The sequence below is a fragment of the Brucella sp. NBRC 12953 genome (genome assembly GCF_040369775.1).
Lineage (GTDB): Bacteria > Pseudomonadota > Alphaproteobacteria > Rhizobiales > Rhizobiaceae > Brucella > Brucella pseudogrignonensis.
The window spans coordinates 603,265-629,797 of sequence record NZ_BAABSV010000002.1 but is presented as its reverse complement, the minus strand read 5'-3'; the positions used below and the strand labels follow the sequence as shown (position 1 = coordinate 629,797).

The window sequence follows — 26,533 nt, the reverse complement described above, 5'->3', positions numbered from 1 at the left end:
TTTTATGCTGACGCCTTAAGCCATTTGCGCAGACGACCACGCGCATTGGCATAGGGCGATGACGTGTTGAACTGGATCATGCGGCCCAGCGTATATTTTTCATACCAGAGGACGCCGTAAAGCTCAGTGTCCGCGCGCGCCTCGATTAAGGTCAGCAGCGCATTCTTTGCCGTTTCAAATCGCGATAAAAGCGCTTCAAAGGATAGCGTTTCGTAATCCCGGTAAAACTTGGCCGCTAAAGCACCAAGTTCATTCCATTTGAAACCTGTTTCCGGAAAATCGACTGTAAGCCCCTGATCGCGCCGTTCGCACCATTTGAGCACCAGCTCGTTCCATCCGGTCAGATAGGCGACGAGATCATGCACGCTCATCAGCGTGCCCTTTGCATGACCTTCCATCGTTCTGGATTTGGCCTGCTCCGGCTTAACGCGTGACAGATCAAGCACGAGCCGTGCATAAGTTGTTTCAATTGCCTCAAGCAGTTCCTGTTTGCTGGATGGCACAGCCATCAGGATGAAACCTTCGCAACAACGACACCAGAAAGCGGTTTGCCATCGGCATCCAGCGGCACGATGCGCAAACGCGTGAGGCGGTTCTTTTCCTTTTTCAGCACCGAAAAGCGCTTTCCGTGGAAGGTAAATGCCTGCTTCACTTCCGGTATGGTCTGCGTTTCATGAATCACCAGACCGGCAACGGTGGTCGCTTCCTCATCTGGGAGCTTCCAGCCGAGCGCGCGATTGAGATCACGGATCGGCAAAGAGCCATCGACCAGAATGGAACCATCCGGCTGCAACCGCAGACCCTGCATGTCGATATCGTGTTCATCGGAAATGTCGCCGACGATCTCTTCGAGAATGTCTTCCAGCGTTACCAATCCCTGCACATCACCATATTCGTCAACAACGACGGCAATATGCGCCTTGCGGCGAAGAAACGCGTCAAGCTGGTCCTGAAGTGTGGTTGTATCAGGCACAAACCACGGTTTGCGCGCCACTTTCATGATGTCGATGCGGGAAAAATCATTATCGACATCGTAAAGTGCGCGCAGCAGATCCTTGGTATGGATGATGCCGACGATATTATCGATCTCATCCCGCCAGACCGGCATACGCGTGTGCGGGCTTGCAAGAATATCACCGACAATCTGATCAGCAGGCGCATCAGCATTGATCGTGCCCATGGATGTGCGATGCACCATGACATCGCTGACTTCCAGTTCTTTAAGATCCAATAGACCGCCGAGCTGATCACGATCTTCCTTAATCAGCGATTTATCGCGATGCAGCACTTCGACCGCACCGCGCAATTCTTCCTGTGCGGAAAGCATCGAACGGCCGGATGCGAGATTAACACCGAACAATCGGAGAATTTTGCGAACAATCCAGTTCACCAGCCCCGAAACCGGGCCGAGAAAAGTTACAACTGCTGAAACAGGGCGTGCAACATTCAACGAAAAGCGGTCAGGGCTGGAAATGGCCCAGGATTTGGGCAGCACTTCAGCAAAAATGACCAGAATGATTGTCATCGCCAGCGTCGAATAAGCCACCCCTGCATCACCAAACAGGTGCAGGAAGATATTGGCAGCAATCGACGAGGCAAGAATATTGGCGAGGTTGTTGCCAATCAGAAGCACACCGATCAGCCGGTCGCGCCTTCCAATGAGATATTGAACCACTGTTGCGCGTTCATCGCCATTATGCGCGTAAGTGAGCATTCGGGCGCGGGATGCGGCGGTCAGTGCCGTCTCCGCGCCCGAAAAAAAGCCCGACAGAATGATGCAGAGCAGGATGATGCCACACATGATCCATAGCTCGAAAATCATTCTCGTATTCCTTTCGGGGTCAGACGGAGAGGCGTTCCTTCAAAAATTCCAATACTGCTGCAGGCGGTACGTCCTTGGCAATGAAGGATTGACCGATGCCGTGCGTCAGAATGAATGTCAGCGCACCACGCGCCACTTTCTTGTCCTGTGCAATATAATCCATCAGCTTTTCTGCATCCGGCAGGCCACCCGGCACTTCATGCAACGATGTCGGCAGCCCGACAGCTTTCAGATGCGCTTCAACGCGTTCGGCAGCCTCGACGCCACAAAGGTTCATCTTGACCGAAAAGCGATGCGCTAAGGCCATGCCGATGGCAACGCCTTCGCCATGCACCAGACGGCTTGAATCATAGCCGGTCGCGGTTTCAAGCGCATGACCGAATGTGTGTCCGAGATTGAGCAAAGCACGGTCGCCATTCTCACGCTCATCGCGCGCCACAACCGCGGCCTTCGAACGGCAGGATTCGGCAATTGCTTGTGTGCGTGCAGCACCACCTGCAAAGACTTCACCCCAGTTCTTTTCAAGCCAGGCGAAGAAATCCGGACGGTCAATCAGGCCGTATTTGGCCACTTCTGCATAGCCTGCCCGGAATTCACGCTCACTCAGTGTATCAAGCACCTCCGTATCGGCCAGCACAAGCTGCGGCTGATAAAACACGCCGACAAGGTTCTTGCCAAACTGGGTGTTGATGCCGGTCTTGCCGCCAACGGACGAATCCACCTGTGCAAGCAACGAGGTTGGCATCTGAACGAAATTCATGCCGCGACGCACGATACCGGCAACAAAGCCGGACAGATCACCCACGACACCGCCGCCAAAAGCCACAACCGCATCACCACGTTCAAGACGAGCAGCCAGCACGGCATTGGTCACAGTTTCCAGTGTCGAGAAGGACTTTGACTTCTCACCGGGCGCCACAATAACCGGCGTGGATTCGATACCTGCACGGGCAAAACTGGCCGTCAGAGCTTCGAGGTGAGCCTTGGCAACATTTTCGTCGGTGACGATTGCCACACGAATCCCCGGCAGACGCTTTGCGACTTCTTCGCCAGCGCGCGCGATCAGGCCTTTTCCGATCAGAATTTCATAGGATCGGTCCCCCAGCGAAACCGGAACTGTCACACTGTCGGCGCTCAAAGGGGTATTCATGCAGATAGTCTCCTGATGCATGTTGCGGAAAATTTAGAAGCGGCTTTCCGATAACGACATGCGTAAAAACAACAAAATAGAGCGAGCGTGGCGTTTAAATTTAAGCGCGACACGCTCTATTATCAGGCTTCGCCCTTGGTGAGATGCGCGGTGAGAACGTCGATCAGTTCACCGGCAATCACTTCCTTCTTGTCGTCCCGCGTCATCACATGCAGATCAGCGAGCGCATAAACCGGATAGCGCACGTCCATCAACCGCTGCATCACGCCGCGCGGATCGTCATTCTTGAGAAGTGGGCGGTTCTGACGGCGCGAAACACGATCCATCAGCACATCAAGCTCGGCATTCAGCCAGATGGACACGCCATTGGCAGCAATCGCCTCACGAGTTTCGGCATTCATATAGGCACCGCCACCGGTGGCAAGCACCATCGGACCATCTTCAAGCAGCCGCAGGATAACCCGGCGCTCCAGATCCCGAAACTCGGCTTCGCCATAGGCATCGAAAAGTTCAGGCACGGTCATACGGGCTGCAGATTCAATCTCATTATCCGCATCTTTAAACGGCAGTCCGAGCATGGTCGCGACCTTGCGGCCGACGGTCGATTTTCCTGCGCCCATCAGCCCAACAAGAACAACGACTTTCGCACCAAGAAGCTGACGGACGGCATCCGCTTGCTCGTTAAGATTTGTCTGTTTTGTTGTGCTGCTCATTGACCTCATCCATTTCCTCCGGTTCCACATGAAAAACCGTGCGGCGTCAATCGCTTTCATCGGCTAAAGTGAACCGGGCATGGGTTTTTATGCGCCAGAACTGCCCGTCCTTGCTTTCGTCTCAATAGCACAGCATAAACGCTTCATGCCCACGCTGACGCGCATCATTGCCTTGCTCGCTGTTATTGCCGCCATAGTCTATGGCGCAATGTTCTCACTTGCCAACTTTGTGAAACCGACGACCCACGAAATTACGGTCGAGATTCCCTCATCAAAACTGAAGCAGACCGTCGTGGCACCGCCGCCGCCCGCCGTATCGGACAATGAACCGGTAACAAGCGAAACGGGACAGGAGTAATATGCGCGCTTCACTGGCCATCGAAAACTTTCTTGAAATGATGAGCGCTGAACGTGGAGCTGCTGGCAACACGCTTGAATCCTATCGCCGCGATCTTGAAGCTGCGGCCGATGTGATGCAGACGCGTGGCGTCAATCTGGCAGAAGCAAAGACCGAAGATGTCCGCCATGTTCTCGATGGCATGTCTAACGAAGGCTTTGCCGCCACCTCGCAGGCACGGCGTCTTTCGGCACTTAGGCAATTCTTCCGTTTTCTCTATTCCGAAGGCTTCCGGCAGGACGATCCGACCGGCGTTATCGATGCCCCTAAAAAGCAGAAACCGCTGCCAAAGATCATGAGCGTCGAAAATGTCGGCCGTCTTCTTGATCGCGCCGATCTTGAGGCAAGGGAAGCGCCGGAACCGGCTGAACGTATCAAGGCGCTGCGTTTGCACGTACTACTTGAAACACTTTATGCAACGGGCCTGCGTGTCTCGGAGCTGGTCACGCTGCCAGTCAGTGTGGCACGCACCGATCATCGTTTTCTGATCGTTCGCGGCAAAGGCTCGAAAGAACGCATGGTCCCACTGTCGCAAAAAGCGCGTGAAGCACTGCAGAACTTTCTCTCTCTGCGCGATTCATTGCCCGGCTATGACGACAATCCCTGGCTGTTTCCGGCTTTCTCCGAAAGCGGTCATCTGGCGCGACAGGTCTTTGCGCGCGAATTGAAAGGGCTTGCAGCACGAACCGGCCTGTCCAGCGCCTCGATCTCTCCGCATGTGCTGCGCCACGCTTTTGCCAGCCATCTTTTGCAAAACGGCGCTGATCTGAGAACCGTGCAGCAATTGCTCGGCCATTCGGATATTTCTACCACCCAAATCTATACACATGTTCTGGAAGAAAGACTGCATAAGCTGGTAAGTGAGCATCACCCGCTTGCCGATTAAGCGCTCTGCGGGTAAGAGAATTTCAGAAAAATTTGCAAGATGCGCATGAAGTAAATATGTAAGGCGTCGTAAAACAGCCGTTTTCTAGCGTGTTTTATGGCCAACATCTCTGGAAACGCACAATAGTCAGGCCCGATGTATAACTATCTCGATTTTGAAAAACCCGTCGCCGACCTCGAAGGCCAGATCCTTGAGCTGAAGAAACTCGCTCAGGAACAGGGCAGTGTCGAGATGAGCGACGAGATCAGCCGTCTCGAGAAACGCTCGGCCGATGCGCTTAAAGATATCTACCGCAAACTGACCCCATGGCAGAAGGCGCAGATCGCCCGCCATCCGGATCGTCCGCATTGCCTGGAATATATCGACAAGCTGTTCACGGAATTCACGCCACTGGCAGGCGACCGTCAGTTTGCCAATGACGAAGCCATTCAAGGCGGCTTTGCCCGCTTCAATGGTCAGGCCGTTGCCATTCTGGGCCAGGAAAAAGGCTCGGATACCAAGACGCGCCTCAAGCACAATTTCGGCTCGGCCCGTCCGGAAGGCTACCGCAAGGCTGTCCGCATCATGGAAATGGCTGACCGTTTCCAGCTGCCGCTGATCACCTTCGTCGACACTGCCGGTGCCTATCCAGGCGTGAGCGCTGAAGAACGCGGTCAGGCGGAAGCCATTGCGCGCTCCACTGCCGAATGCCTCAAGCTGCGCGTGCCTGTCATCTCGATCATCATCGGTGAAGGCGGTTCGGGCGGCGCGATCGCGATTGCTGTCGCAAACCGCGTCTATATGCTCGAACATTCGATCTATTCGGTGATTTCACCTGAAGGTGCAGCTTCGATCCTCTGGCACGATTCCACGCGTGCAAAGGATGCAGCTTCCAACATGCGCATCACTGCGCAGGATCTGTTCGATCTCAAGGTCATCGACGGCATCATCCCGGAACCGCTTGGCGGCGCACATCGCGGCAAGGATGCCGTTATTGCGGCTGCGGGCGACATCATCACCGCCTCGCTGCGTTCGATGAAGGATGTCTATGGCGAAACGCTCAAGCAGGAGCGTCGTCAGAAGTTCCTCGACATCGGTCGTAACCTTTAATTTACCAACAATTGCAAAAACTGGCTCCGGCGCGCCCTTGGTGCGCCGGATTTGCATCGTGCCATTATTTCCGCCATATTGCGGACATTCTGTTTTTTAGGTATTTGAGCAACGGTTTATCAACGATACCGAAAGGTTTAGTTGTTAATATCCGGGCACCGAAAAGTCAGATTTGCTTAAATGCGTCAGTGACGCAGCTTCGATCAGATTCTGATGAAAGTTGAATACTGGTTGTTCTACCTATTTGTTTTTACGCATTATCCTATGCAAAACCGCTTCGCACTTTGCTGGAAATGCTCTAACAGGCTCGATGCGATATGAAGATCAGAACCGCACTTCTTGGAACACTCTTGGCATCCGCTCTGCTTGCCGGTTGTCAGGGCTCGTCCGTTTCCGATCTCAGCTTACGCGCTGAAAAACCTCTTTCCGAGAAAATCGTCGCCAAGATGAAATCGAAGGGCATGACGCGCACTTCGCCGGTGATGGTTCGTATTTTCAAGGAAGAAGGCGTCCTCGAAGTCTGGAAACAGAAGAACAACGGCAAATACGACCAGATTGCCTCTTATGAGATCTGCAAATGGTCAGGCAAGCTTGGTCCGAAATTCGTAGAGGGTGATCGCCAGGCGCCAGAGGGCTTCTATAATGTTCGCCCGGCACAGATGAACCCGAATTCGCAATATCACCTTGCCTTCAACATTGGCTTCCCGAACGCCTATGACCGCGCGCACAACCGTACCGGACAGAATCTGATGGTGCATGGCGCTTGCTCGTCATCGGGTTGCTATTCGATGACCGACGAAAGCGTCAGCGAGATTTATGCCTTTGGCCGCGATGCCTTCAAGGGCGGTCAGCGCGACTTCCAGATTCAGGCTTTCCCGTTCCGCATGACCGCAGCCAACATGGCACGTTACAAGAGCGACCAGAACTACGCATTCTGGAAGATGCTCAAGCAGGGCTATGACGCTTTTGAAACAACCAAGGTTCCGCCAAAGGTTGATGTCTGCGAAAAGCGTTATGTCTTCAACGTGCCAACGCCAGATGGTCAGCCGCTTTCAGCGACCGATGCCTGCCCACCTTCGGTCGGCTCGGAATCCATGGCTTACACGTCTTCTTATGAAAAGACGTTCCAGTCCGCATTCAGCGCAGCACAGAAGAAGCCTTCGCCGTCCATTCAGGGCATCGCAGAAGCCAAGCTGGTCTCCGCATGGAGTGCAGCGCGTGCACGCGGCGAGAAGGTAACGCGCGAACCGCCGTCGCTTTCGCCAGCATCGGCTGAAACGCCAAATGCACCGGATATCCAGCCTGCGGCAACGCCGATCTCGGCACAGCCTGCGACAGCCATTGCGGCAACGCCAGCAGTTGCTACTCCGGCTCAGACTGCGGCAGTCCCTGTTCCGCAGGAAAATCCGGCAGCGGTTTCACCGATGACCACCGCAAGCACGGTCCCAGATGCTGTTGCAGCACCTGCACCGGAAAAGAAGAAGGCCTGGTGGAAGCTGGGTGGTAACTAATACCAGATGGATAAAGACGCTCCCGTCTATGATCTGAGAGGGCTTAAGTGCCCTCTTCCCGTTTTAAAGACGCGCAATCGCCTGCAGGATTTGCCGAGCGGCGCGCTTCTCTGGGTCGAAGCAACCGATCCTTTATCCGGTATCGACCTTCCGCATTTCTGCACGCAGGAAGGCCACGCCCTGCTCAAGCAGGAGCGCGACGAAAACCTTCACCGTTTTCTTATTCAGAAGAAATAATGTCTGAGGCATAAGTCCTATCGAAGTGAAACGAGGGTCGATAAGATTATGCTTCAAATAAAAGGCTTAGAGCGCCGATCTGATACAATCAGATCGAAACGCGCTCTAAAGCATATCGCAGAAAAGTGCGAAGCGGTTTTCGGAACAAGATGCGCATAAAAAACAAAGAGATAGAGCGAGCGCAGCGGATACACTAACCGCGAAAAGCTCTAGCGTGTTGAATAGCCCGGAATAGCCAGCGGATTGTCCATCATCGCAGCGCGGTCGGGACGATCAATGCCTGCCTTGCCGAGAAACGCGTCGAAAAGCTCGCGCACGTAGGTTTCTGGCAAATCCTTCACAATCATCACCAGCAGCGTTTCATGCTCATCCTTCGGCCATTTCGGCAGGCGTGCTGGCGGATGAAAGATTTTCTGCACACCATGTATGACCAGCGGGCGATCCGGATCTTCGGCGATCTGAACAATGCCCTTCACGCGCAAAAGCTTTTCGCCATGGGTCGAGCGCAGCAGATCGAGAAACATCTCGAATGTCGAGAACGGGATCGGTTCCTTGTGACGCAGAGAGAAGGAACGAATGGCATCATCATGATGATGATGATGATGGTGGTGATGGCCGTGGTCATGATCGTGATCACAATCCGGTCCGCAGACATGGCCATGCCCGGAATGCATATCGTGATGATGGTGCGAATGATCGTGGTCATCATGATGATGGTGATGATCATCATCCTCATAGGCTTCTGCACGAAGCCAGCGCTGAACATCCGCCGTCTTTGTTTCCGGATTATAAAGCCCACATTCAAACAACGCCGCATAGCCGGTGCGGCCATCGGATGCTTCAAGAATATCGGCACCCGGATTAAGCTGTTCGAGCCGTGCCTTGAGCTCTGCAAGTCCGGCCTGCGCCTCCGGCAGATCAGCTTTGGTAATGATGATGCGATCAGCCATCGCTGCCTGACGAACAGCTTCCTCATGATTGTTGAGGGTTGCCATACCGTTGACGGCGTCAACCGTTGTCAGCACGCCATCAAGGCGCAGAACCTGCATGAGAACCGGATGGCCCATGATTGAGTGCAGCACAGGTGCCGGATCTGCAAGGCCTGTCGTCTCAATGATAATCCGCTTCAATGCCTTGATGCGCCCGGTCTGGAGGCGGTCGATCAGGTCAGCCAGCGTATCGACCAGTTCACCACGCACGGTGCAGCACAGACAGCCGTCGGCAAGCTCGATCACACCTTCACTGGCCTTTTCCACCAGCAGGTGATCGATGCTCACTTCACCAAATTCATTGATGATGACTGCCGTATCGGTCAGCTCTGGATCTTTCAGCAGCCGGTTAAGCAGTGTCGTCTTGCCCGAGCCGAGAAAGCCGGTCAGTACAGAAACAGGAATTGGTTGTGGCATGATCTCAGACTTAGTTGATTGTGGCTGCATTCACACCGGCAGCTGCGCGCTGCGGGCGTGGCATCGGCACAGGAACCTGCGAAATATCAAGCTGACCGACTTTCGTCACCTTTGCAGGTGGAGCCGAAACAAGGCCGACTTCAACGGGAACCGGCTCGCGGGTCATCGCATGAATATAGGGCGAGTTGAGCTGCAAACGGCCCTCGACATCGCGACCGTCCCAGCGATCGGCCATGGCCTGCTGGCTGCAGATGGCCTTGCGCATATCAACAGCCTGATAGGCGGCGCTGTTTGCTGGCGGCACCATGCTGCCAAGCGTTGGCACTCCGGCACCATTGTTGCGGAAAGCATCGGTCATCAGCTGTGCTGCCTGAACCGCACGCGTTTCCTGACGATCAGCACCCAGAACCACAGCCAGAATGGTGCGGCCCTGACGGGTTGCAGAGCTGGCCAGATTGAAGCCGGAAGCACAAACGAAGCCGGTCTTCATGCCATCAGCACCATCGAAACGGCCAAGCAGAATATTGTAGTTGGCCTGAGGCTTCTTGCCGTCACCCGTATCGATGGCTTCGGTTCCAAAGTAATGGGCATATTGCGGGAACTCACGACGCAGCTGCACGCCCAGAACGGCCAAATCATGCGCGGTCGAATAATTGTTCGGATCATGCAGGCCATTCGGGTTGGCAAAATGCGAACCGCTCATACCGATGCGCTGCGCTTCTGCATTCATGCGCTGCACGAAAGCCGATTCCGAACCGCCAACGGATTCAGCAACAGCAACCGCCACGTCATTAGCGGACTTTACCAGCATGATCTTGAGCGCAGTATCGAGCGTCATCACGGAGCCCGGACGATAGCCCATCTTGCTCGGCGGCTCTTTCGAGGCATTGACGGTCATTTTCACTGGCGATTCAAGCGTCATCTGACCGGACTGAAGTGCGCGGAACGTGACATAAGCGGTCATCATCTTGGTCAGCGAAGCCGGATACCAGCGCTGGAAAGGGTCCTGCGCGGAATAAACCTTACCGGTTGCAACATCGACAGCAATCGATGGATTAGCCAGAGCGGCAGGCAAGGTCAGGACCGAAAGAGCCGCTGCTGTGCACAGGATTTTCAACGACTTCGAGATCATTCGTAGTTCCAATCAGCAAGAGCCGCAATGTCTGCGGGCGATCGATTCCGCTTCCTGTTGTATCAACCTGCTAAAGTGACAACGGCGTGCGAATACGTCATTCAAAAAGGAAGATTTACACTGCTTCTATCTAAGCCATATGGCAATCAAAAGGCAAATAGGGATTGCCCGCTTTCACTGAAACGTCATATCCTCACTACTTCTGCTTATTGAGAATCTCAGGATATTTCCGAAATGCCAGTGCTTAATCGTGTCGTCGAAACTGCAAGCGAGATCGCCGCATGGCGCCGCCATCTGCATCAGAACCCTGAACTGCTTTATGACGTTCACGAAACGGCACGCTTTGTCGAAGAAAAGCTGAAATCTTTCGGCTGCGATTTGGTCGAAACCGGTGTCGGACGCAGCGGCGTCGTTGCGGTCATCAAGGGTCGTCACGGTGATGGTCCGGCCATTGGCCTGCGCGCCGATATGGATGCGCTGCCAATCACTGAAACCAGCGGCGTTGAATGGGCATCGAAAAATCCGGGCAAGGCACATTCCTGCGGCCATGACGGTCACACGGCAATGCTGCTGGGTGCCGCTCAATATCTCGCTGAGACCCGCAACTTCCGCGGCTCTGCCGTTTTGCTGTTTCAGCCGGCTGAAGAAGGCGGCGCTGGCGCGCTTGCCATGGTTCAGGACGGTGTCATGGATCGCTTCGGCATTTCGGAAGTCTATGGCGTTCACAATCTGCCAAGCCTTCCCGTCGGCCAGTTTGCCATGTGCAAAGGCCCGATCATGGCTGCGACCGATGAATTCGACCTTTCGATCAAGGGACGCGGTGGCCATGCTGCCCAGCCGCACCGCACGATTGATCCGATCCTTGCTGGTTCACAGCTGCATCTCGCCATTCAGGGCATTGTGGCGCGCAATATCGATCCGCTCGATTCCCTCGTGATCTCGATCACAAAGTTTCACGCAGGCGAGGCTTATAACGTCATTCCTGAAACGGCCAAGCTTTCAGGCACAGTGCGCACGCTCAGCAAGGAAACCCGCGCCTATGCCGAAAAGCGTATTCGTGAAGCAGCAGCAGGCATTGCATCTGTGAGCGGTGCAGAAATTACCGTTCGCTACAAGAACAACTATCCTGTGACCTACAACCACGATGACCAGACCGATTTTGCAGCCCGCGTTGCAAAAAATGTAGCAGGCGAAGGCAAGGTGAAAACCGATGTGGCTCCGATGATGGCCGCGGAAGATTTCTCCTACATGCTGGAATCGCGCCCGGGCGCCTATATCTTCCTGGGCAATGGCGACACGCCCGGCCTGCATCATCCGGCCTATGACTTCAACGATGAAGCAATTCCATATGGCGTGAGCTATTTCGTGTCGGTGATCGAAACAGCACTCGCTGCCTGATCCAGAGTTCAAAAGAAATGCGCCTGCCCCGCTTTTTGCGGGGTTGGCGAAAGCCATGAAAAACAGTATGTGTCGAAAAATGCTCGAACCATTGGAATCAATGGCAAATACGAGCGTTTTTGATGACTGGTCCCGTAGCTCAGTAGGATAGAGCGCAAGATTCCTAATCTTGAGGCCACTGGTTCGAATCCAGTCGGGATCACCATTCATCGTCCGGGCAGGCAAATCCCTTCGCGCTCAAATTATCTTGAAGTCCTGTGATTTTCCGTAACCTGTGCTATACCCGCTCACGGTCTTGCGGTGGGCTTCTTAGTCCCTCTAACTGGTTGGCATGTTTTTTTGCCGTGCGCTCGTCTTGCGACAAGGCGCAGAACTGTTCCTGGAACCAAAAGCCTGACCGTGAACACATCCCCCAGGATCGTCCGAGACGATCGACCGTAATGCTGGCTGCTTTGACGGGCAGACCCGCGCCTTCGCAAAGCTGAAACTACCATGAGTGTTATGCCGGAAGCCCAGACTTCGACCAGTGAACCAACCGCGTCACTGGAAGCGAAAAGCAATTTCCGGATTATTGCCCTGATCGTTGCAAGCGCGATGCTGATGGAACAGCTCGACGCTACCATCCTTGCGACTGCACTGCCGACAATGGCCCGGGATTTCGATGTCGCCGCCCCTTCGATGAGCGTGGCGCTCACCTCCTATCTGCTCAGCCTTGCGATTTTCATTCCCGCAAGCGGCAAAATCGCCGATCGCTTTGGCACCCGAACTGTGTTCCGCTTTGCCATCGGCATTTTCATACTCGGCTCGATCCTTTGCGCACAGGCACCAAATCTGCCCTTTCTGGTCTTTGCCCGTCTGTTGCAAGGTGCCGGCGGAGCCATGATGCTGCCTGTCGGACGTCTGGTTCTGATCCGCTCGGTCGAGCGCAAGGATCTCATCTCGGCAATGTCATGGATGCTGGTCCCTGCCCTGATGGGCCCAATCCTCGGCCCTCCCATCGGTGGTCTGTTCGTGACCTGGCTCGATTGGCGCTGGATTTTCTACATCAATGTGCCGATTGGCATTCTGGGCATGATTTTCGTCTCGCTCTATATTGGCGAATATAAAAGCGACACCAGAGAGCCGTTTGATTTCGTCGGCTTGATCCTGTCCGGTATAGCACTTGGCGCGCTGCTTTTCGGCCTTGAAAGTGCAAGCGCGACCAGCGGTCTGGCAGCCAAGTTCTTTGTGGTCGGCATCGTGTTTGCAATTGCCACCGTCATCCACTCGCGCCGCCATCCCGCCCCGCTTCTCGATTTTTCGCTGATGCGGATTGAGAGCTTCGGCACCTCGATGATTGCCGGATCGATCACCCGCATCACGCAAGGGGCGCATCCCTTCCTGTTGCCCTTGATGCTGCAGGTCGCCTTTGGCATTTCAGCGGTTTCTGCTGGCAATATGGTACTGGCCACAGCGCTCGGTTCCATGGCCATGAAAGCCTTCGCGCCCAAGATCATCCGCCGGTTCGGTTTCCGCTCGTCACTGGTGGTGAACGGCATATTCTCATCATGCAGCTATGCGATTTGTGGCTTCTTCGGCCCTGAATGGCCACACTGGCTGATTTTTGCCGTGCTGTTCATGTCCGGCTTTTCAATGTCGTTCCAGTTCACCGCCTATAATACGGTGGCCTATGACAAGGTTGATGAAAAGCGGATGAGTTCGGCCAACAGCTTTTACTCAACCTTCCAGCAGCTCATGCTGTCCTTTGGTGTGTGTATCGGCGCGCTGGCCCTTCATTCATCCATGGCCTGGCACGACCGAGACGTGCCACTGACCTCGGATTTCTCGATCGCCTTCTTTATCGTCACCGGCATATCGCTGACAGCAACTTTCTGGAACCTGCGCTTTGCAAAACACGCAGGCGAACAGATGCGCGGAAGATGAGGAATGGGGGCTTACCCCCCATAAGGCCAGTTGGCCTGCGAGAATACACCACCATCAACCCAGAGCGTCTGCCCTGTCACAAAGCGCGCAGCGTCGGACGCCAGAAACAGCACCGGCCCTGATATATCCTCTGCAGAACCAACGCGACGCAGCGGCGTGATCCGGCTCCAGGTGTCTGCATAGTCGGGCTGTTCCTGCATCGTCCGTTCGTTGAGAATGGCGCCCGGCGCAACACAATTGACCCTGATACCATTCGGCCCAAGCTCAACGGCAGAGACTTTGGTAAACTGCTCGATACCGCCTTTTGATGCCGTATAAGAAACGAGGCTGGGAAAAGCGAGCTTGTTGCAGCCCGAGCCTATATTGATAATCGCACCGCCTTTGCCGACCTCGACCATGCGCCGGGCTGCAGCCTGTGTGTTGAGAAAGCAGCCCTTCATATTGGTGCGAATGACATCGTCCCAATCGTCTTCCGAAAGCTCCAGCAACGGCCCCCAGGTCTGAATACCGGCATTATTGACGAGCACGTCAGGCGCATCGCCATACCAGCTGCAGACTTCATCGAAAAATGCGTCAACGTCACTTCCAACGCCGACATCACAAGCGACACCCAGCGCCTGACCGCCTGAAAGCTCAATCTCTTCCATGAGTGTCTCTGCAGTGTCTTCATCGCCAAGATAGCTGAAAGCCACAGTGTAACCTGCTTCGGCAAATGCCGAGACCAGATGCCTGCCAATGCCTGTGCTGCCACCGGTGACGACCGCAAATCCACTCATAAAATTCCCTCCCGAAATCTTGTGAGTGAGACTTTAGTTGAGTTTTTCCAATGGTAAAGCCGGAAAGACTGAAATAAAATTCTGGCGAAAGAGGAGATCCGAATGAACCCCAATATTGAAGTTGCCAATGGTGCCTGCCACTGCGGAACCGTTCGCTTTCGTGTCAAACTATCAGATGGCCTTAACACGGCGCGCCGCTGCACCTGTTCCTATTGCCGAATGCGTGGAGCTGTCGCCGTTTCCGCAGATCTGAATGGCGTTGAAGTTCTGGAAGGCGAAGATGCGCTGACGCTCTACACATTCAATACGGGCGCGGCCAAGCATTATTTCTGCTCGAAATGCGGGATCTACACCTTCCACCAGCGCCGATCCAACCCTCAACAATTCGGTGTCAATGCCGCCTGTCTCGAAGGCGTCTCACCTTTCGACTTCAAGGTCATTCCGGTCAATGACGGCGTGAACCACCCGTCCGACAATCCGAACTACAAAGGCTCCGGCATCGCGGGTTATCTGCGTTTTGAGGTGAACGAAGACTAACCCCGCGCGCGCCGCTTGTGTTCGTTTTTCTCCCATGAAAACACAACAGGCGGCAGCGGGTCGAGACCGCGAATAATATCCGCACCCTTTTCGCCGACCATAATGGTCGGCGCATTGGTGTTGCACGAGGGAACGCGCGGCATGATCGAGCTGTCGCAAACCCGCAGACCTTCAAGACCGCGCACTTTAAGTTCCAGATCGACAACGGCCATCGCATCTGTCCCCATCCTGCAGGTGCCGACCGGATGATGATCGGTCTTGGCATTGGCGCAGGCATAATCGAACAGATCATCGTCACTGACGACCTTTGGCCCCGGCAGACGTTCGGCCATGACATAGGGCTTTAGTGCGTCTTGCTGCAAAATTTCGCGCGCGATCTTCAGACCTTCAAGCGACATCTTCCGATCATGCGGATCACTCCAGTAATTCGGATCGATCAGGGGTGCTGCAGCCGGATCATTGGAAGCCAGCCGCACGGTTCCACGCGAACGCGGATGCAGATAAGCAGAATTAAGCGTCACGCCTGCATTCTTGAGCTTCTCAACGCCAGCTTCAATGCCCGAACCAAGCCCCAGATGAAACTGAATATCCGGTGAGCGGGCATCCGGATCAGCATACCAGAAGCCGCCGGTCTCAAAGAGGCTGGACGCCACCGGGCCAGAGCGCAGAAAGATATATTGCAGGCCCGCGCCCAGCGTCCGATGCAGCTTTGCCACGCCATCATAGGTGTGATCGCCCGTACATTCGGCAATGACAAACAGATCGAGGTGATCCTGCATGTTCTCACCCACACCCGGCAGATCATGCTTCACATTAACGCCAGCCTTTTTAAGATGGTCAGCAGGGCCGATGCCCGATTGCAGCAGAAGCTTCGGTGAGCCGATAGCGCCGGACGAGACAATCACCTCACGGTTTGCGCGCAAAACCTCGCCGTTCATCAGTGTTACGCCGGTGACTAGGGTCTTTTCCAGATCGATACTGCGCACCGGCGCATTCATCCGCACGGTAAGGTTCTTGCGATCCCTGATCGTCGCGAGATAGGCAAGGGATGCTGACGAGCGGCGGCGATTGCGCTGGGTGAGCTGATAAAAGCCGACACCTGCCTGCTCACGACCATTGAAATCCGGGTTATACGGAATGCCGAGTTCTTGACCCGCGCGGATATAGGCGTCGCAAATCGGCAATGGTGCAGACGGCATCGAAACGCCAAGCGGCCCGCCATAGGAGTGAAAATCATCGTTGAAACGCTGATTGTCTTCAGCGCGTTTGAAATAGGGCAGCACATGGCGATAGTCCCAGCCGGTACAGCCGTCCTCATTAGCCCATAGATCATAATCGGCTGCATTGCCGCGTGTATAAATCTGCGCATTAATGCTGGAGCCGCCGCCAATGACTTTTGCCTGCGTATAGCGCAACACACGGTTTTTGAGGTGCTTCTGCGGAACAGTTTCCCAGCCCCAGCTCGCCACACCCTTGGTCATCTTTGCAAAACCGGCAGGCATGTGAAACAGCGGATTCCAGTCGCTTCCGCCTGCTTCCAGCAGCAGCACTTTTATCGCTGCATCTTCGCTCAGACGATTGGCGAGAACGCAACCGGCAGGACCGCCGCCAACAATGATATAGTCATACTTCATGCGTTTCTCCTCCCGAGAAACTAAAGCTTCGCAATCGACAGGCCACCATCGGCATTGATCGCCGAGCCCGTCGCAAAAATGAAATCGCCGCCTGCAAGCCCAGCCACAATAGCGCCGACATCGCCTGCCTCGCCCCAGCGTTTCATCGGCACCAGACCACCTTTGATCAGTCCGTCATAACGCTCGGCAACACGCGCTGTCATATCGGTGCGGATGATACCGGGGCGCACTTCGAACACGCCGATCCGTGCTTCGGCCAGCCGAAGCGCAAGCCCCTGCACGAAGGCCGTCAGACCTGCTTTGCTGATGCAGTAATCAAGCCTTTCGGGCGAAGTCATCACTGACGAAACCGAACTGATCGTCACAATACTGCGCGGAAAACGCACATCCGTCACCGCCAGCATGGATTTCACCACCGCTTGCGTAAAAAACACCGTGCCGCGAAGGTTCACATCAATAATCGTGTCGAAATTCTCAGGTTTCAGCCCGAGAAAATCACCGCGCTCAACCGAGCCCATACCTGCATTGTTGACCAGACAATCGATGCCTCCAAGCTCATTCACAACGGCTGCAACCGTCGCTTCGTGCGTTTCGATGGATGCCAAATCGCTTTCAAAGAAAGCCACCCTTCCCCCAAGCCCGCGCAATTCATGGATGACCGCCTCATCACGTTCACGGTCGGTAATCGCCAGATCAAACCCTTTGGCGGCCAAAGCACGCGCTATGCCAAGCCCGATACCACGCCGCCCGCCAGTCACCAATGCCACAGATCTTTGACGGTTCATGCGAGCACCTCCGTTTTAATCTGGTCGGCAACGCGCAGAGCCTGCGCGGCGATGGTCAGCGCGGGATTGACCGCAGCCGATGTCGGCAGAAACGACGCATCGACCACATAGAGATTGGGGTGGTCATAAGCACGGCAATAAGGATCAAGCGGCGCTGTTGCTGGATTATCGCCGATACGTACCGTGCCGCATTGATGCGATGGTGTTCGCCTGTCGAACGCCCGCGACAGCACGATTGGAAATCCTGCTGCTCGCAGCGCAGATTTGAGCTTATCAACCAGCATCAGATGCGCCTTCCAGTTGGAACGCACCCAATGCAGAATGATGCGATCACCATCCACGCTCACGCGACTTTCCGGCGATGGCAGATCTTCGCTCATCGCGTAGAAATCGATTGTATGTCCGGCAATGCGGTTTAATAACCATTCCGGCACCTTACGCATATTGGATTTCAGGATCGCGCCCGACACACGCCCCAGCAATTGCACATTGCCAAGCGGCGGCCCGCCAGCCCCATCGCTGAGATAGTAATCGTTAAAGCCAAAGGTCTTCTGGTAAACGCTGTCATTGCGATAGCGCGGATCAAATCCGATCACCGCACTGGCATTGTGGTTCATAAAATTGCGACCGACCTGATCGGAACGGTTCGCCAGTCCCGAACGCAGCAAAAGTGCTGCCGACTGCACCGCTCCCGCTGAAAGAATGACCAGTTTGGGCCGAAGGACCAGCGCTTCGCCGTTCTTCACATAATGAACGGCTGTAATGGTTTTACCATCGGGGCCGGTTTCCAGCTTCGTTACCCGCGCGGAGGTTTCAAGCCCGACATTTGGATGTTTGAGCGCAAGTGCTAACGGACAAGTCTCAGCATCCATCTTGCCGTCATTGCTGTTGGGATGCGCGTCCCACGGCGTTTTGGCCTTCGCCAGCCAGCGCTCAATATCAACACCCAATGGCAAGGAAGCCGGATGCAACCCTGCTTTCTTCAGCCGTGCACGCAGATCGGCAATCGGGCTTTCATCACGGATGGCCGGATAGGAATAGGGCTTTGAATGATAGGGTTCGGTCGGGTCATCGCCCAATTCACCGCGCACCTGAAAAAGCTCTTCCGCCTTGCAATACCAGGGCTCAAGCTCATCATAGCCAAAAGGCCACGCCGGAGACACGCCTTCAAGATGCGCAAGCTCCTCAAAATCCTCGCGCCGATAACGCACCAGCACGGCGCCATAGAATTTGGAATTGCCGCCGACATTGTAATAATTTCCGGGATTGAACGGTGTACCATCCGTCTCATACCAGAACTCTTTCGGGCGAAAGAAACCACGCTGGAAAATGGCGCGTGGGTCGCGGTTTTCCGGTCTGTCCGGCAAATGCTCCCCTGCCTCCAGAATGAGAATGTCTGCACCCGATGCGCTCAAGCCGGCGGCCATCGTCGCGCCGCCGATACCCGATCCGATAATGACGATATCCGGCTGTCCTCCCAAAGCCGTCACTCCTTACTTAGCCTGCGGCATCCACCAGCCGGTGCGCGCACCGATATGCATGTTGAGCGTCTTCGTTTCGGTATAATCCTCCACCGCATGACGGCCCAGCTCGCGACCCAGACCCGACTGGCGATAACCGCCAAAAGGCAGCTCCGGCGTGCCGTCCATGAAGGTGTTCATCCAGACCGTACCAGCCCGCACCTTGCGGCCAATGTTCATGCAAGTATCGAAATCGCGGCTCCACACGCCAGCTGACAAGCCATAATCAACCGCATTAGCAATTGAAATTGCCTCATCCACCGTATCAAAAGACAGCACCGACAGAACCGGCCCGAATACTTCTTCACGCGCAACAGCCATGTCTGCTTTCACACCTGCAATAATGGTCGGTCCCATATATTGGCCAAGGCCGAGATCCAGCACATCGCCGCCATGGGCAATTGTAGCACCCTGCTTTTTGGCCTGATCGACATAGGTGCCAACCTTGCTCAGATGTTGTGGCGTGATGATCGCGCCCACTTGCGTGCTGACATCGAGCGGATCGCCGACGATCACTTTCTTCGACAGATCAGCAACGCGCCCAACAATCTCATCGACAATCGAGCGATGCACGATCAGCCGCGAACCGGCATTGCAGCACTCGCCTGCATTGAACCATGCGCCGAACACGGCCGCATCGATAAAGGCATTCATATCCGCATCCGGGAACAGGATTTGCGGATTCTTGCCACCAAGCTCCAGCGATACTTTTTTCAGCGTCTGCGCCGCATTGGCCATTGTCAGCTTGCCCACACCTGTGGAACCGGTGAACGACACCATGTCCACATCCGGATGCGTGCTCATATGCTGGCCGACATCAGCGCCCGTTCCGGTGATGATGTTGACGACACCGTCAGGGACGCCTGCCTCAGTCAGAATTTCGCCGAGTAACAATGTTGATCCGGAAGTCAGCTCCGAAGGCTTTACGACTGCCGTGCAGCCCGCGGCCAAAGCAAATGGCAGCTTCTGGCCGACGATCAGGAACGGGAAATTCCACGGCGTAATGATAGAAACAACGCCAATTGCCTCGCGCAACACGACGCCCAAAGTGCCATCGCCCAGCGTATTATAGCTTTCACCATGCAGATCACGCGCAAGCGCTGCCGCATAGCGCCAGATATCCACGGAACCGGCAATTTCACCGCGCACCTGAGAAATTGGTTTGCCGGCTTCAATTGCATCAAGATAAGCAAGCTCTTCGGCCCGCGCTTCAATCAGATCGGCGGCTTTCAGCAAAATCAGCGAACGCTGCGATGCGGTTTTAGACGACCAGCGCCCGTCGTCGAAAGCCTTACGCGCGCTCGCAACCGCGCGTTCCACATCGGCCTTGTTGCCAGCAGGATAGCGGCTTACCGTGACGCCATGGCCGGGCGCTACGCGTTCAATAGTCTCGCCGCTTTGACTGCCAACCCATTTACCATCGATCAGCATCGAGAATTCACGAACTTCAAGCCCGTTTAGCGGCTGCGGTTTTACGACTACGCTCATCACCATTTTCCTTCAAAATTTGCTTCGCGCTTTTCGGTAAACGAGCGCACGCCTTCTTTCAGATCGCCGGTCTTGGCAACCAGAATGGAACCCAGCGCCTCAACTGCCGTGCCATTATCCTCGCCATTGGCGATCGACAGCATCAGTTTGGAAATTTCCAACGCAGCCGGTCCGCGCTTGGCCACCCGCGTCGCATAGTCTTGTGCTGCCTGCAGAGCTGCACCCGTCTCCACCACATGATCGACCAGACCATGCGACAGCGCTTCCTCGGCCGTGAACATTTCGCCCCCCAGCACCATGCGGCGCACGATCTGCGCACCGAAACGGCGCACAAGACGCTGCGTGCCCGACCAGCCGGGGATCATACCAAGCGATGTTTCCGGCAGGCCGATTTTTGCCTGCCGCTCGACAATGCGGATATCGGCAGCACCTGCCAGTTCCAGACCACCACCCAAAGCATGACCATTCATTGCTGCGATCAGCGGCACACGCAAAGTCGCAAGCCGCTCGAACACACGATGACCGTAGCGCACCCAGGCATGGCCGAATTCCGCCGGTTCCATGCCGCCCCAAGCCTTGATGTCACCACCTGCGGAAAAGGCCTTGCCTTCGCCCGTCAGGATCGCAACGCGCACGGTGCACTCCGCTTCCACCCGATCACAGGCCGCAGACAATTCCTGCAGAAGCTCGATATCAAACGCATTGAGCTTTTCGGGCCGCTTGATGGTCATGACGGCGATGTGGTTCTCAATCGAGATGTCTATCCGTTGAGCCATTTAAGCCTCCAGCTTCCGCGCAGGCTTTTGCGGCAATTCAAGGCCTATCGGCTCGTCACGGAACAGTGCCTCATCCATGAGTTTAAGCTGATCCGAAACAATCAGCGGAAACTCAGCTTGGTCCAGAATATGCGTCTGCAAATCCACACCCGGCGCAATCTCGGTGAGCACAATCCCTTCCGGCGTGAGCTTCAAAACCGCGCGTTCGGTGACATAGGTAATGTCCTGCCCCTGCTCGACACCACGCGGACCTGAGAAAGTAACATGCTCAACCTCATTAACGAGCTTTTTGAGCTTACCTTCCTTCTCAATCACCAGCTTGCCGTCAGCGACCGACAATTTCGCCCCTGCATTGAACATGCCGGAGAAGACAATCTTCTTGGCCCTTGCAGTAATATCGACAAAACCGCCAGCACCAGCAGTCACATGCGGACGGAATGACAGCTTCGACACATTGACGGAGCCGTCGCGTCCGATCTCAAGGAAGGACAGAAGCGAGGCGTCGAAGCCTGCGCCCTGAAAATAAGTGAACTGATAGGGTGACGGCATATAGGCGTCTGCATTGGACGCACAGCCAAAGGCAAAATCGAGGAGCGGCACGCCCCCAACAGCCCCCTGCTCAATCACCCAGGTGACTGCGCCATGCAGGCCCTCTTCCAGCAGAATGCGCGGCACATTGGCGGAAATGCCGAAGCCAAGATTAACCGCACTTCCTGCCTGCAACTCCTGTGCGACACGCCGCGCAATCGCCTTCTGAATGTTGAATTCAGGCAAGCGGAATGTATCGAGCGGACGGAAAATCTCGCCGGAAATTGCCGGATCGTAAAGTGTCTGCGTTGTCTGCTTCTGGTCGGGATCAACGACGATATAATCGACCAGAACGCCCGGCACGCGCACATCATGTGGTTTCAGCGTGCCTTCCTTGGCAATGCGCTTCACCTGCGCAATGACGATGCCGCCATTGTTGCGCGCAGCCAGCGCCTGATCCAGCCCACCAAGATATGCGCCCTCATGTTCATAGGTGAGATTGCCGCGTTCATCGGCAGTGGTGGCGCGGATGATCGTCACATGCGGCACGATATTAGGGAAATAGAGCCAGTCCTCACCTTCAAAACTGACCTGCCTGACGACCGGCTCCTCACGCGCCTTGTCGTTCATTGCCGTGCCCTGACGCTTGGGATCAACAAACGTATCAAGCCCCACTTTGGTCAGTACACCGGGACGCTTGGCAGCTGCCTCACGATGCATATCGAACAGAATGCCCGACGGGATATTATAGGCCGGAATCTCGTTACTGGTGATCATCTGCCAGATCAGCGGCGGCTCAGAACTTGACGGCCCTGACGGATAAGAACCACCGATGATCTTTTTAAGAAGCCCCTTTTTGGCGATGTAATCGACACCCTTGATGCCACTCATATCGCCAGCAGCGATCGGGTGCAGCGTGGTGATATTCTGGGGATGGCCGGTTTCATCAAACCGCTCGCCAATCGCTTTCAGCATCATATCCGGGCAGCCGAGGCCGCTCGATGAAGAAACCGAAACGACAGCGTTGTCGGGAATAAGTGATGCTGCTTCCGCAAATGAAATATGTTTGCTCATAATTTTCAAAGTCCTGAATGAACAGCGGTTGCCTTACCGGTCTTTGCAGCCTCAAGCACGGCAAGCCCGGTCGCAAGCGACCAGACCCCATCCTCCAGAGTTGCGGAAGGCTGGCCTTTACCTGCGATGGCATTATGGAAAGCCTGCAAGGCGGTTTCGTAGAGATTCTTCTGGTCGAGCTGCAATTCGTGCTCGCCATCCTTGTCACGCAGAATGACGGTCCCCACCGGCTTCTGCGTCATGACATTGCGTGCAATGAGCGAGCCTTCGCTGCCATGCACTTCAAAGCCGGTTTCCGCATATTTGGTGGTGAACGCATCGTGGAATTGGGCAATCGCGCCGGAGGAGAAGCGCAGCACACCCATCACACCGTCTTCCAGCCCTGCGCCGCTTAAGCCACCCTGCTGGCTGAATGCCACAGCTTCGACCGGGTCTTCACCCAGCACAAAGCGCAATGTATCGGCATCATGCACGGTAATATCGAGGATCACACCGCCGCCAGCATCGGGGCGCTCAATGCGCCATCCTTGCAAATGCGGCGGCAGATAAACTGCATGAAAAACCCGCGCGCCCAGCACCTTGCCGATCTTGCCTTGAGCGATCGCATCACGCATGGCGCGGTGGCTTGCAGCATTGCGCAAATGATGGTTGGTGCCAGCCACAACGCCCGCTTCACGCACGGCTTTCAGCATTTCGTGGGCATCGCCAATCGTCAGCGCCAGCGGCTTTTCGCACAGAATATGCTTGCCTGCTTTGGCGGCGGCAATCGCCTGATCGCGATGCAGTTCATTGGTGGTGGAGATATAGACAGCATCGATTTCCGGGTCGGACAACAGCGCATCAAGACTTGTCACCGAGCGGGCAATCCCGTTCTCGCGGGCATAGATTTCGCCACGTTCAGCATTGGTGCTGTAAACGGACGCAACTTCGCCACCGGTCGCGCGAATGGCACCGATGACCCATTCCTTTGCAATGGTGCTTGCGCCTATAAGGCCCCACTTTGCCATGCGAATTTCTCCTCCTTTTTAGATTGCGTACCGCAACTTGCACGCACCGCAAGACGCACCGCCAAACGCTGCGCCTCCGCCTCCACCCGTTCCGAATTGATCTGCTTCAGCAAAAGCTGCGCCGCACGTTCTCCCAAACCTTGCGGATCAACAGCTACAGTTGTCAGTGCCGGAACAGCGGTCTTTGCTTCGATCACATCATCAAAACCAACCACTCCGAAATCCCGGCCCGGCTCCAGATTTGCAGCGCGCAAACCATCGCAGACCCCAAAAGCCACAGCATCATTGAAGCACACCGCTGCCGTCGGCTTCATGCCGTGCCGCAACATGCGCTCAACTGCTTCAACACCGCCAGCACGCGACGGCGCAGAGGTGAAGACCAGCGCATCATCAAACACGATGTCCGCCTGCTCAAGCCCCGCACGATAGCCCGCAACTCTTTCAGCAAACACAGCGGTATCCGCATAGCCGCCCATGAAAGCGATTACGCGATGCCCCAGCGACACCAAATGCTCGACTGCCTTTGCCACGCCGCCGCGATTGTCCGAAACAATCGACGACACACCCGATCCCGGCACATCGCGCACCATCTGCACAACCGGCAGGCCGCTTTTTGCCAACGGTTTCAGATCACTAGCCTCCGTGCCACGCGCGGGCGAAACGATCAGCCCGGCAATGCCATGCTCACGCATCGAAGCAATCACCTCACGCTGGCGATCAATGCTTTCCGCTGTATTGGCGAGAAACTGCACATAACCTGCCGATTGCATGACACGATCAACACCAACGGCAAGCTCAGCAAAGAAGCTGTTGGTCAGATCATTGACCACAAGCCCGATAATCTTCGATTTCGACTGCCGGAGATTGGCGGCCGAGCGATTATAGACATAGCCGAGCTTCTCAATCGCTTCCTGAACCTTAGCCCGGGTCTCGGCATGAACCAGAGGACTATCACGCAGAACAAGCGATACAGTCGACTTCGACACGCCTGCTTCGCGTGCGATATCGATGACCGTGATGCTGCTCTTGCTCATATCCGTCTCCTGTTCCCTTAAGTTAATTGGAACGATCCAAATTTGTCAACTTTTTTAATAAACACGGAATTGCCATATTCTTGACATCGGTTTTCCTTAATTTTTGAAGCATTTCGCAACGCTAAATGCAAAATCAGAGCCTGAAATCGCATTTTTTAAGCACCATATTGAAATTTGGAACGATCTAAATTATTCATGTCGTCGTGGAGTTGGAGGACTGACATGAGCGCATCATCAGAAAACGTGCTGACCCTGCCATTCGCTGACGGCAGTGTAAAACCATATCGACTGATCGGCACCCCGACACCGCGCCCCGCCTTTCCTCCGAAATTCAACCGCATTGCCTATGCCGCAGCGCATGTTGTTTCAGACCCGCTGAGAGACAGCAATCCGTGGAACAATCCGGCGATTGATTGGGATGCGACAATGGCTTTCCGCCACCACCTCTGGAGCCTCGGCTTTCAGATCGCGGAAGCGATGGACACCTCGCAACGCGGCATGGGTCTCAACTGGGCGGGAGCGCAGGAGCTGATCCGCCGCTCGCTGGCAGAAAGCAACACCGTAGCAGGTGCTGATCTGGCCTCTGGCGCTGGCACCGACCATCTCGATCCGTCGGAAGCAAAAAGCCTTGACGACGTGATTAAGGCCTATGAAACCCAGGCTGAATTCATCGAAAAACACGGCGGTCGTTTCATTCTGATGGCCAGCCGCGCACTCGCCCGCATCGCCCACTCGCCAGAGGATTATGCCAGGGTTTATGGCCATATTCTCACCCATGCCCGCGACAAGGTCGTGCTGCACTGGCTGGGCGACATGTTCGACCCACAACTAAAAGGCTATTGGGGTTCAGACAAGTTTGAAGACGCGCTTGATACGGTCATCGGCATTATAGAGGCCAATCGCGACAAGGTTGAAGGCATCAAGATTTCGCTGCTCGAAGAGCGCTACGAGATCGCGCTGCGCAATCGCCTGCCGGACGGCGTTCTCTGTTTCACGGGCGATGATTTCAACTATGCACCACTCATCGAAGGCGACGGCGACAAGCATAGCCATGCGCTGCTGGGCATTTTCGATGCAGTGGCACCACAGGCTTCAAGCGCGCTCGCCGCCCTTGCCGACGGTGACAATGCCCGCTTCCGCGCGATCATCGAGCCAACCGTGCCACTATCGCGCAAAATCTTTGAAGCACCGACGCAGTATTACAAAGCAGGCGTCGTGTTTCTGGCCTGGCTCAATGGACATCAAAGCCATTTCACCATGCCCGCCGGAATGCAATCGGCACGCAGTATCCTGCATTACGCCGATATCTTCCGCCTCGCGGATCAGGCAAATGTTCTCGATCATCGGGAAATTGCCCTTACCCGCATGAAAACTCTTCTGGCGGTTTACGGCTTAAACTGACCGCCGAAAAAGAAAAATGGCAGCTCTTAACCCTAAGCAAGCTACGCCCCTTTCGGGTGCGGAGTAATATTACACGGCTCTGCTTTATCACTCATCAATCGAGTAGCTCAACATCACCAAATTATCATAGTTGTAAAATTTAAATACACGTTTAAGTAGAATCAATATATATTGACTACCTATTAAATATAATAAATTTATAAGACTCTAATAGAGAGTTATTACTTTAATGAAAAAATATAAGATATTTATAAAGTCTATAATACTTAGTTTTTTCACTTCTCAAGCATGGGCTGATGTACCCACTTT

At 54.9% G+C, this 26,533-nt stretch carries 24 protein-coding genes and 1 tRNA gene; 10 read left to right on the top strand and 15 right to left on the bottom strand.

Features of this window, described 5'->3' with window-relative positions; translation table 11 throughout:
* Positions 1–2 precede the first annotated feature (2 nt).
* The 4 genes from ABWV94_RS06875 to ABWV94_RS06860 form a co-directional block, all read right to left on the bottom strand.
* Positions 3–509, bottom strand: coding sequence for a ClbS/DfsB family four-helix bundle protein (locus ABWV94_RS06875; RefSeq protein WP_105519030.1), 507 nt, complete (start codon positions 507–509; stop codon positions 3–5).
* A complete protein-coding gene (locus tag ABWV94_RS06870; RefSeq protein WP_007872290.1) occupies positions 509–1,822 on the bottom strand; it encodes an HlyC/CorC family transporter in 1,314 nt (437 codons plus the stop codon). Before ABWV94_RS06870 ends, ABWV94_RS06875 begins: the two co-directional genes overlap by 1 nt.
* A 19-nt stretch (positions 1,823–1,841) precedes the next feature.
* Positions 1,842–2,972 carry a 3-dehydroquinate synthase gene (gene aroB / locus ABWV94_RS06865; RefSeq protein WP_113499513.1) on the bottom strand — a complete coding sequence of 377 codons (1,131 nt, stop codon included), beginning with the start codon at positions 2,970–2,972 and terminating at the stop codon, positions 1,842–1,844.
* Positions 2,973–3,094: 122 nt separating this feature from the next.
* Positions 3,095–3,685, bottom strand: a complete 591-nt coding sequence (locus ABWV94_RS06860; RefSeq protein WP_007872292.1) for a shikimate kinase — start codon at positions 3,683–3,685, stop codon at positions 3,095–3,097.
* Positions 3,686–3,830: 145 nt separating this feature from the next.
* Between ABWV94_RS06860 and ABWV94_RS06855 the strand changes: the two genes are divergently transcribed.
* The 5 genes from ABWV94_RS06855 to ABWV94_RS06835 all read left to right on the top strand — a co-directional run bounded on the left by ABWV94_RS06855 (position 3,831) and on the right by ABWV94_RS06835 (position 7,805).
* Positions 3,831–4,043: a hypothetical protein gene (locus tag ABWV94_RS06855; protein WP_051063898.1), complete on the top strand. Its 213-nt coding sequence runs from the start codon at positions 3,831–3,833 to the stop codon at positions 4,041–4,043.
* 1 nt (position 4,044) lies between these two features.
* Complete coding sequence (gene xerD, locus ABWV94_RS06850) at positions 4,045–4,968, top strand: site-specific tyrosine recombinase XerD (RefSeq protein WP_353412874.1); 924 nt, start codon at positions 4,045–4,047, stop codon at positions 4,966–4,968.
* Positions 4,969–5,103: 135 nt separating this feature from the next.
* Complete coding sequence (locus ABWV94_RS06845) at positions 5,104–6,057, top strand: acetyl-CoA carboxylase carboxyltransferase subunit alpha (protein ID WP_113499515.1); 954 nt, start codon at positions 5,104–5,106, stop codon at positions 6,055–6,057.
* A 317-nt stretch (positions 6,058–6,374) separates the two neighbouring features.
* Positions 6,375–7,568, top strand: a complete 1,194-nt coding sequence (locus ABWV94_RS06840; RefSeq protein WP_064322203.1) for a murein L,D-transpeptidase family protein — start codon at positions 6,375–6,377, stop codon at positions 7,566–7,568.
* A 6-nt stretch (positions 7,569–7,574) separates the two neighbouring features.
* On the top strand, positions 7,575–7,805 hold the full coding sequence (locus ABWV94_RS06835; protein WP_007872303.1) for a sulfurtransferase TusA family protein: 231 nt from the start codon (positions 7,575–7,577) through the stop codon (positions 7,803–7,805).
* A 209-nt stretch (positions 7,806–8,014) separates the two neighbouring features.
* On the opposite strand, the gene ABWV94_RS06830 is transcribed toward ABWV94_RS06835, so the two are convergent.
* A complete protein-coding gene (locus tag ABWV94_RS06830; protein ID WP_113499517.1) occupies positions 8,015–9,211 on the bottom strand; it encodes a CobW family GTP-binding protein in 1,197 nt (398 codons plus the stop codon).
* A 10-nt stretch (positions 9,212–9,221) separates the two neighbouring features.
* Positions 9,222–10,343: a D-alanyl-D-alanine carboxypeptidase family protein gene (locus tag ABWV94_RS06825; RefSeq protein ID WP_113499520.1), complete on the bottom strand. Its 1,122-nt coding sequence runs from the start codon at positions 10,341–10,343 to the stop codon at positions 9,222–9,224.
* A 234-nt stretch (positions 10,344–10,577) separates the two neighbouring features.
* Here ABWV94_RS06825 and ABWV94_RS06820 point away from each other — a divergent pair, with 234 nt between their 5' ends.
* The 3 genes from ABWV94_RS06820 (at position 10,578) to ABWV94_RS06810 (ending at position 13,664) form a co-directional block, all read left to right on the top strand.
* Positions 10,578–11,741 carry a M20 aminoacylase family protein gene (locus tag ABWV94_RS06820; protein WP_113499522.1) on the top strand — a complete coding sequence of 388 codons (1,164 nt, stop codon included), beginning with the start codon at positions 10,578–10,580 and terminating at the stop codon, positions 11,739–11,741.
* A 128-nt stretch (positions 11,742–11,869) separates the two neighbouring features.
* Positions 11,870–11,946, top strand: a tRNA-Arg gene (locus ABWV94_RS06815).
* A gap of 287 nt (positions 11,947–12,233) precedes the next feature.
* Entirely contained in the window at positions 12,234–13,664 is a 1,431-nt protein-coding gene (locus tag ABWV94_RS06810; RefSeq protein WP_113499525.1) for a DHA2 family efflux MFS transporter permease subunit, read from the top strand.
* An 11-nt stretch (positions 13,665–13,675) separates the two neighbouring features.
* Here the strand turns inward: ABWV94_RS06810 and ABWV94_RS06805 are convergent, their stop codons facing one another.
* Positions 13,676–14,440: an SDR family NAD(P)-dependent oxidoreductase gene (locus tag ABWV94_RS06805; RefSeq protein WP_007872318.1), complete on the bottom strand. Its 765-nt coding sequence runs from the start codon at positions 14,438–14,440 to the stop codon at positions 13,676–13,678.
* Between the two features lie 102 nt (positions 14,441–14,542).
* On the opposite strand from ABWV94_RS06805, the gene ABWV94_RS06800 reads away from it, so the two are divergent.
* Positions 14,543–14,977, top strand: a complete 435-nt coding sequence (locus tag ABWV94_RS06800; protein WP_007872320.1) for a GFA family protein — start codon at positions 14,543–14,545, stop codon at positions 14,975–14,977.
* Here ABWV94_RS06800 and ABWV94_RS06795 read toward each other — a convergent pair.
* The 8 genes from ABWV94_RS06795 to ABWV94_RS06760 are packed head-to-tail and all read right to left on the bottom strand — an operon-like array spanning position 14,974 to position 24,823.
* Positions 14,974–16,611: a GMC family oxidoreductase gene (locus ABWV94_RS06795; RefSeq protein WP_113499527.1), complete on the bottom strand. Its 1,638-nt coding sequence runs from the start codon at positions 16,609–16,611 to the stop codon at positions 14,974–14,976. The two genes, ABWV94_RS06800 and ABWV94_RS06795, sit on opposite strands and share 4 nt — an antisense overlap.
* A 20-nt stretch (positions 16,612–16,631) precedes the next feature.
* Positions 16,632–17,396, bottom strand: coding sequence for a 3-ketoacyl-ACP reductase (locus ABWV94_RS06790; protein ID WP_113499529.1), 765 nt, complete (start codon positions 17,394–17,396; stop codon positions 16,632–16,634).
* Positions 17,393–18,877 carry a GMC oxidoreductase gene (locus ABWV94_RS06785; protein WP_113499531.1) on the bottom strand — a complete coding sequence of 495 codons (1,485 nt, stop codon included), beginning with the start codon at positions 18,875–18,877 and terminating at the stop codon, positions 17,393–17,395. The genes ABWV94_RS06790 and ABWV94_RS06785 overlap by 4 nt, the downstream gene beginning before the upstream one ends.
* A 12-nt stretch (positions 18,878–18,889) precedes the next feature.
* A complete protein-coding gene (locus ABWV94_RS06780) occupies positions 18,890–20,410 on the bottom strand; it encodes an aldehyde dehydrogenase family protein (RefSeq protein ID WP_113499533.1) in 1,521 nt (506 codons plus the stop codon).
* Entirely contained in the window at positions 20,404–21,180 is a 777-nt protein-coding gene (locus ABWV94_RS06775) for an enoyl-CoA hydratase/isomerase family protein (protein ID WP_113499536.1), read from the bottom strand. The genes ABWV94_RS06780 and ABWV94_RS06775 overlap by 7 nt, the downstream gene beginning before the upstream one ends.
* Entirely contained in the window at positions 21,181–22,782 is a 1,602-nt protein-coding gene (locus ABWV94_RS06770) for an acyl CoA:acetate/3-ketoacid CoA transferase (RefSeq protein WP_113499538.1), read from the bottom strand.
* Between the two features lie 5 nt (positions 22,783–22,787).
* Positions 22,788–23,789: a Gfo/Idh/MocA family protein gene (locus ABWV94_RS06765; protein WP_113499540.1), complete on the bottom strand. Its 1,002-nt coding sequence runs from the start codon at positions 23,787–23,789 to the stop codon at positions 22,788–22,790.
* A complete protein-coding gene (locus ABWV94_RS06760) occupies positions 23,768–24,823 on the bottom strand; it encodes a LacI family DNA-binding transcriptional regulator (RefSeq protein WP_113499543.1) in 1,056 nt (351 codons plus the stop codon). The genes ABWV94_RS06765 and ABWV94_RS06760 overlap by 22 nt, the downstream gene beginning before the upstream one ends.
* 222 nt (positions 24,824–25,045) lie before the next feature.
* On the opposite strand from ABWV94_RS06760, the gene ABWV94_RS06755 reads away from it, so the two are divergent.
* Complete coding sequence (locus tag ABWV94_RS06755) at positions 25,046–26,224, top strand: dihydrodipicolinate synthase family protein (RefSeq protein ID WP_113499545.1); 1,179 nt, start codon at positions 25,046–25,048, stop codon at positions 26,222–26,224.
* Positions 26,225–26,533: the final 309 nt, after the last annotated feature.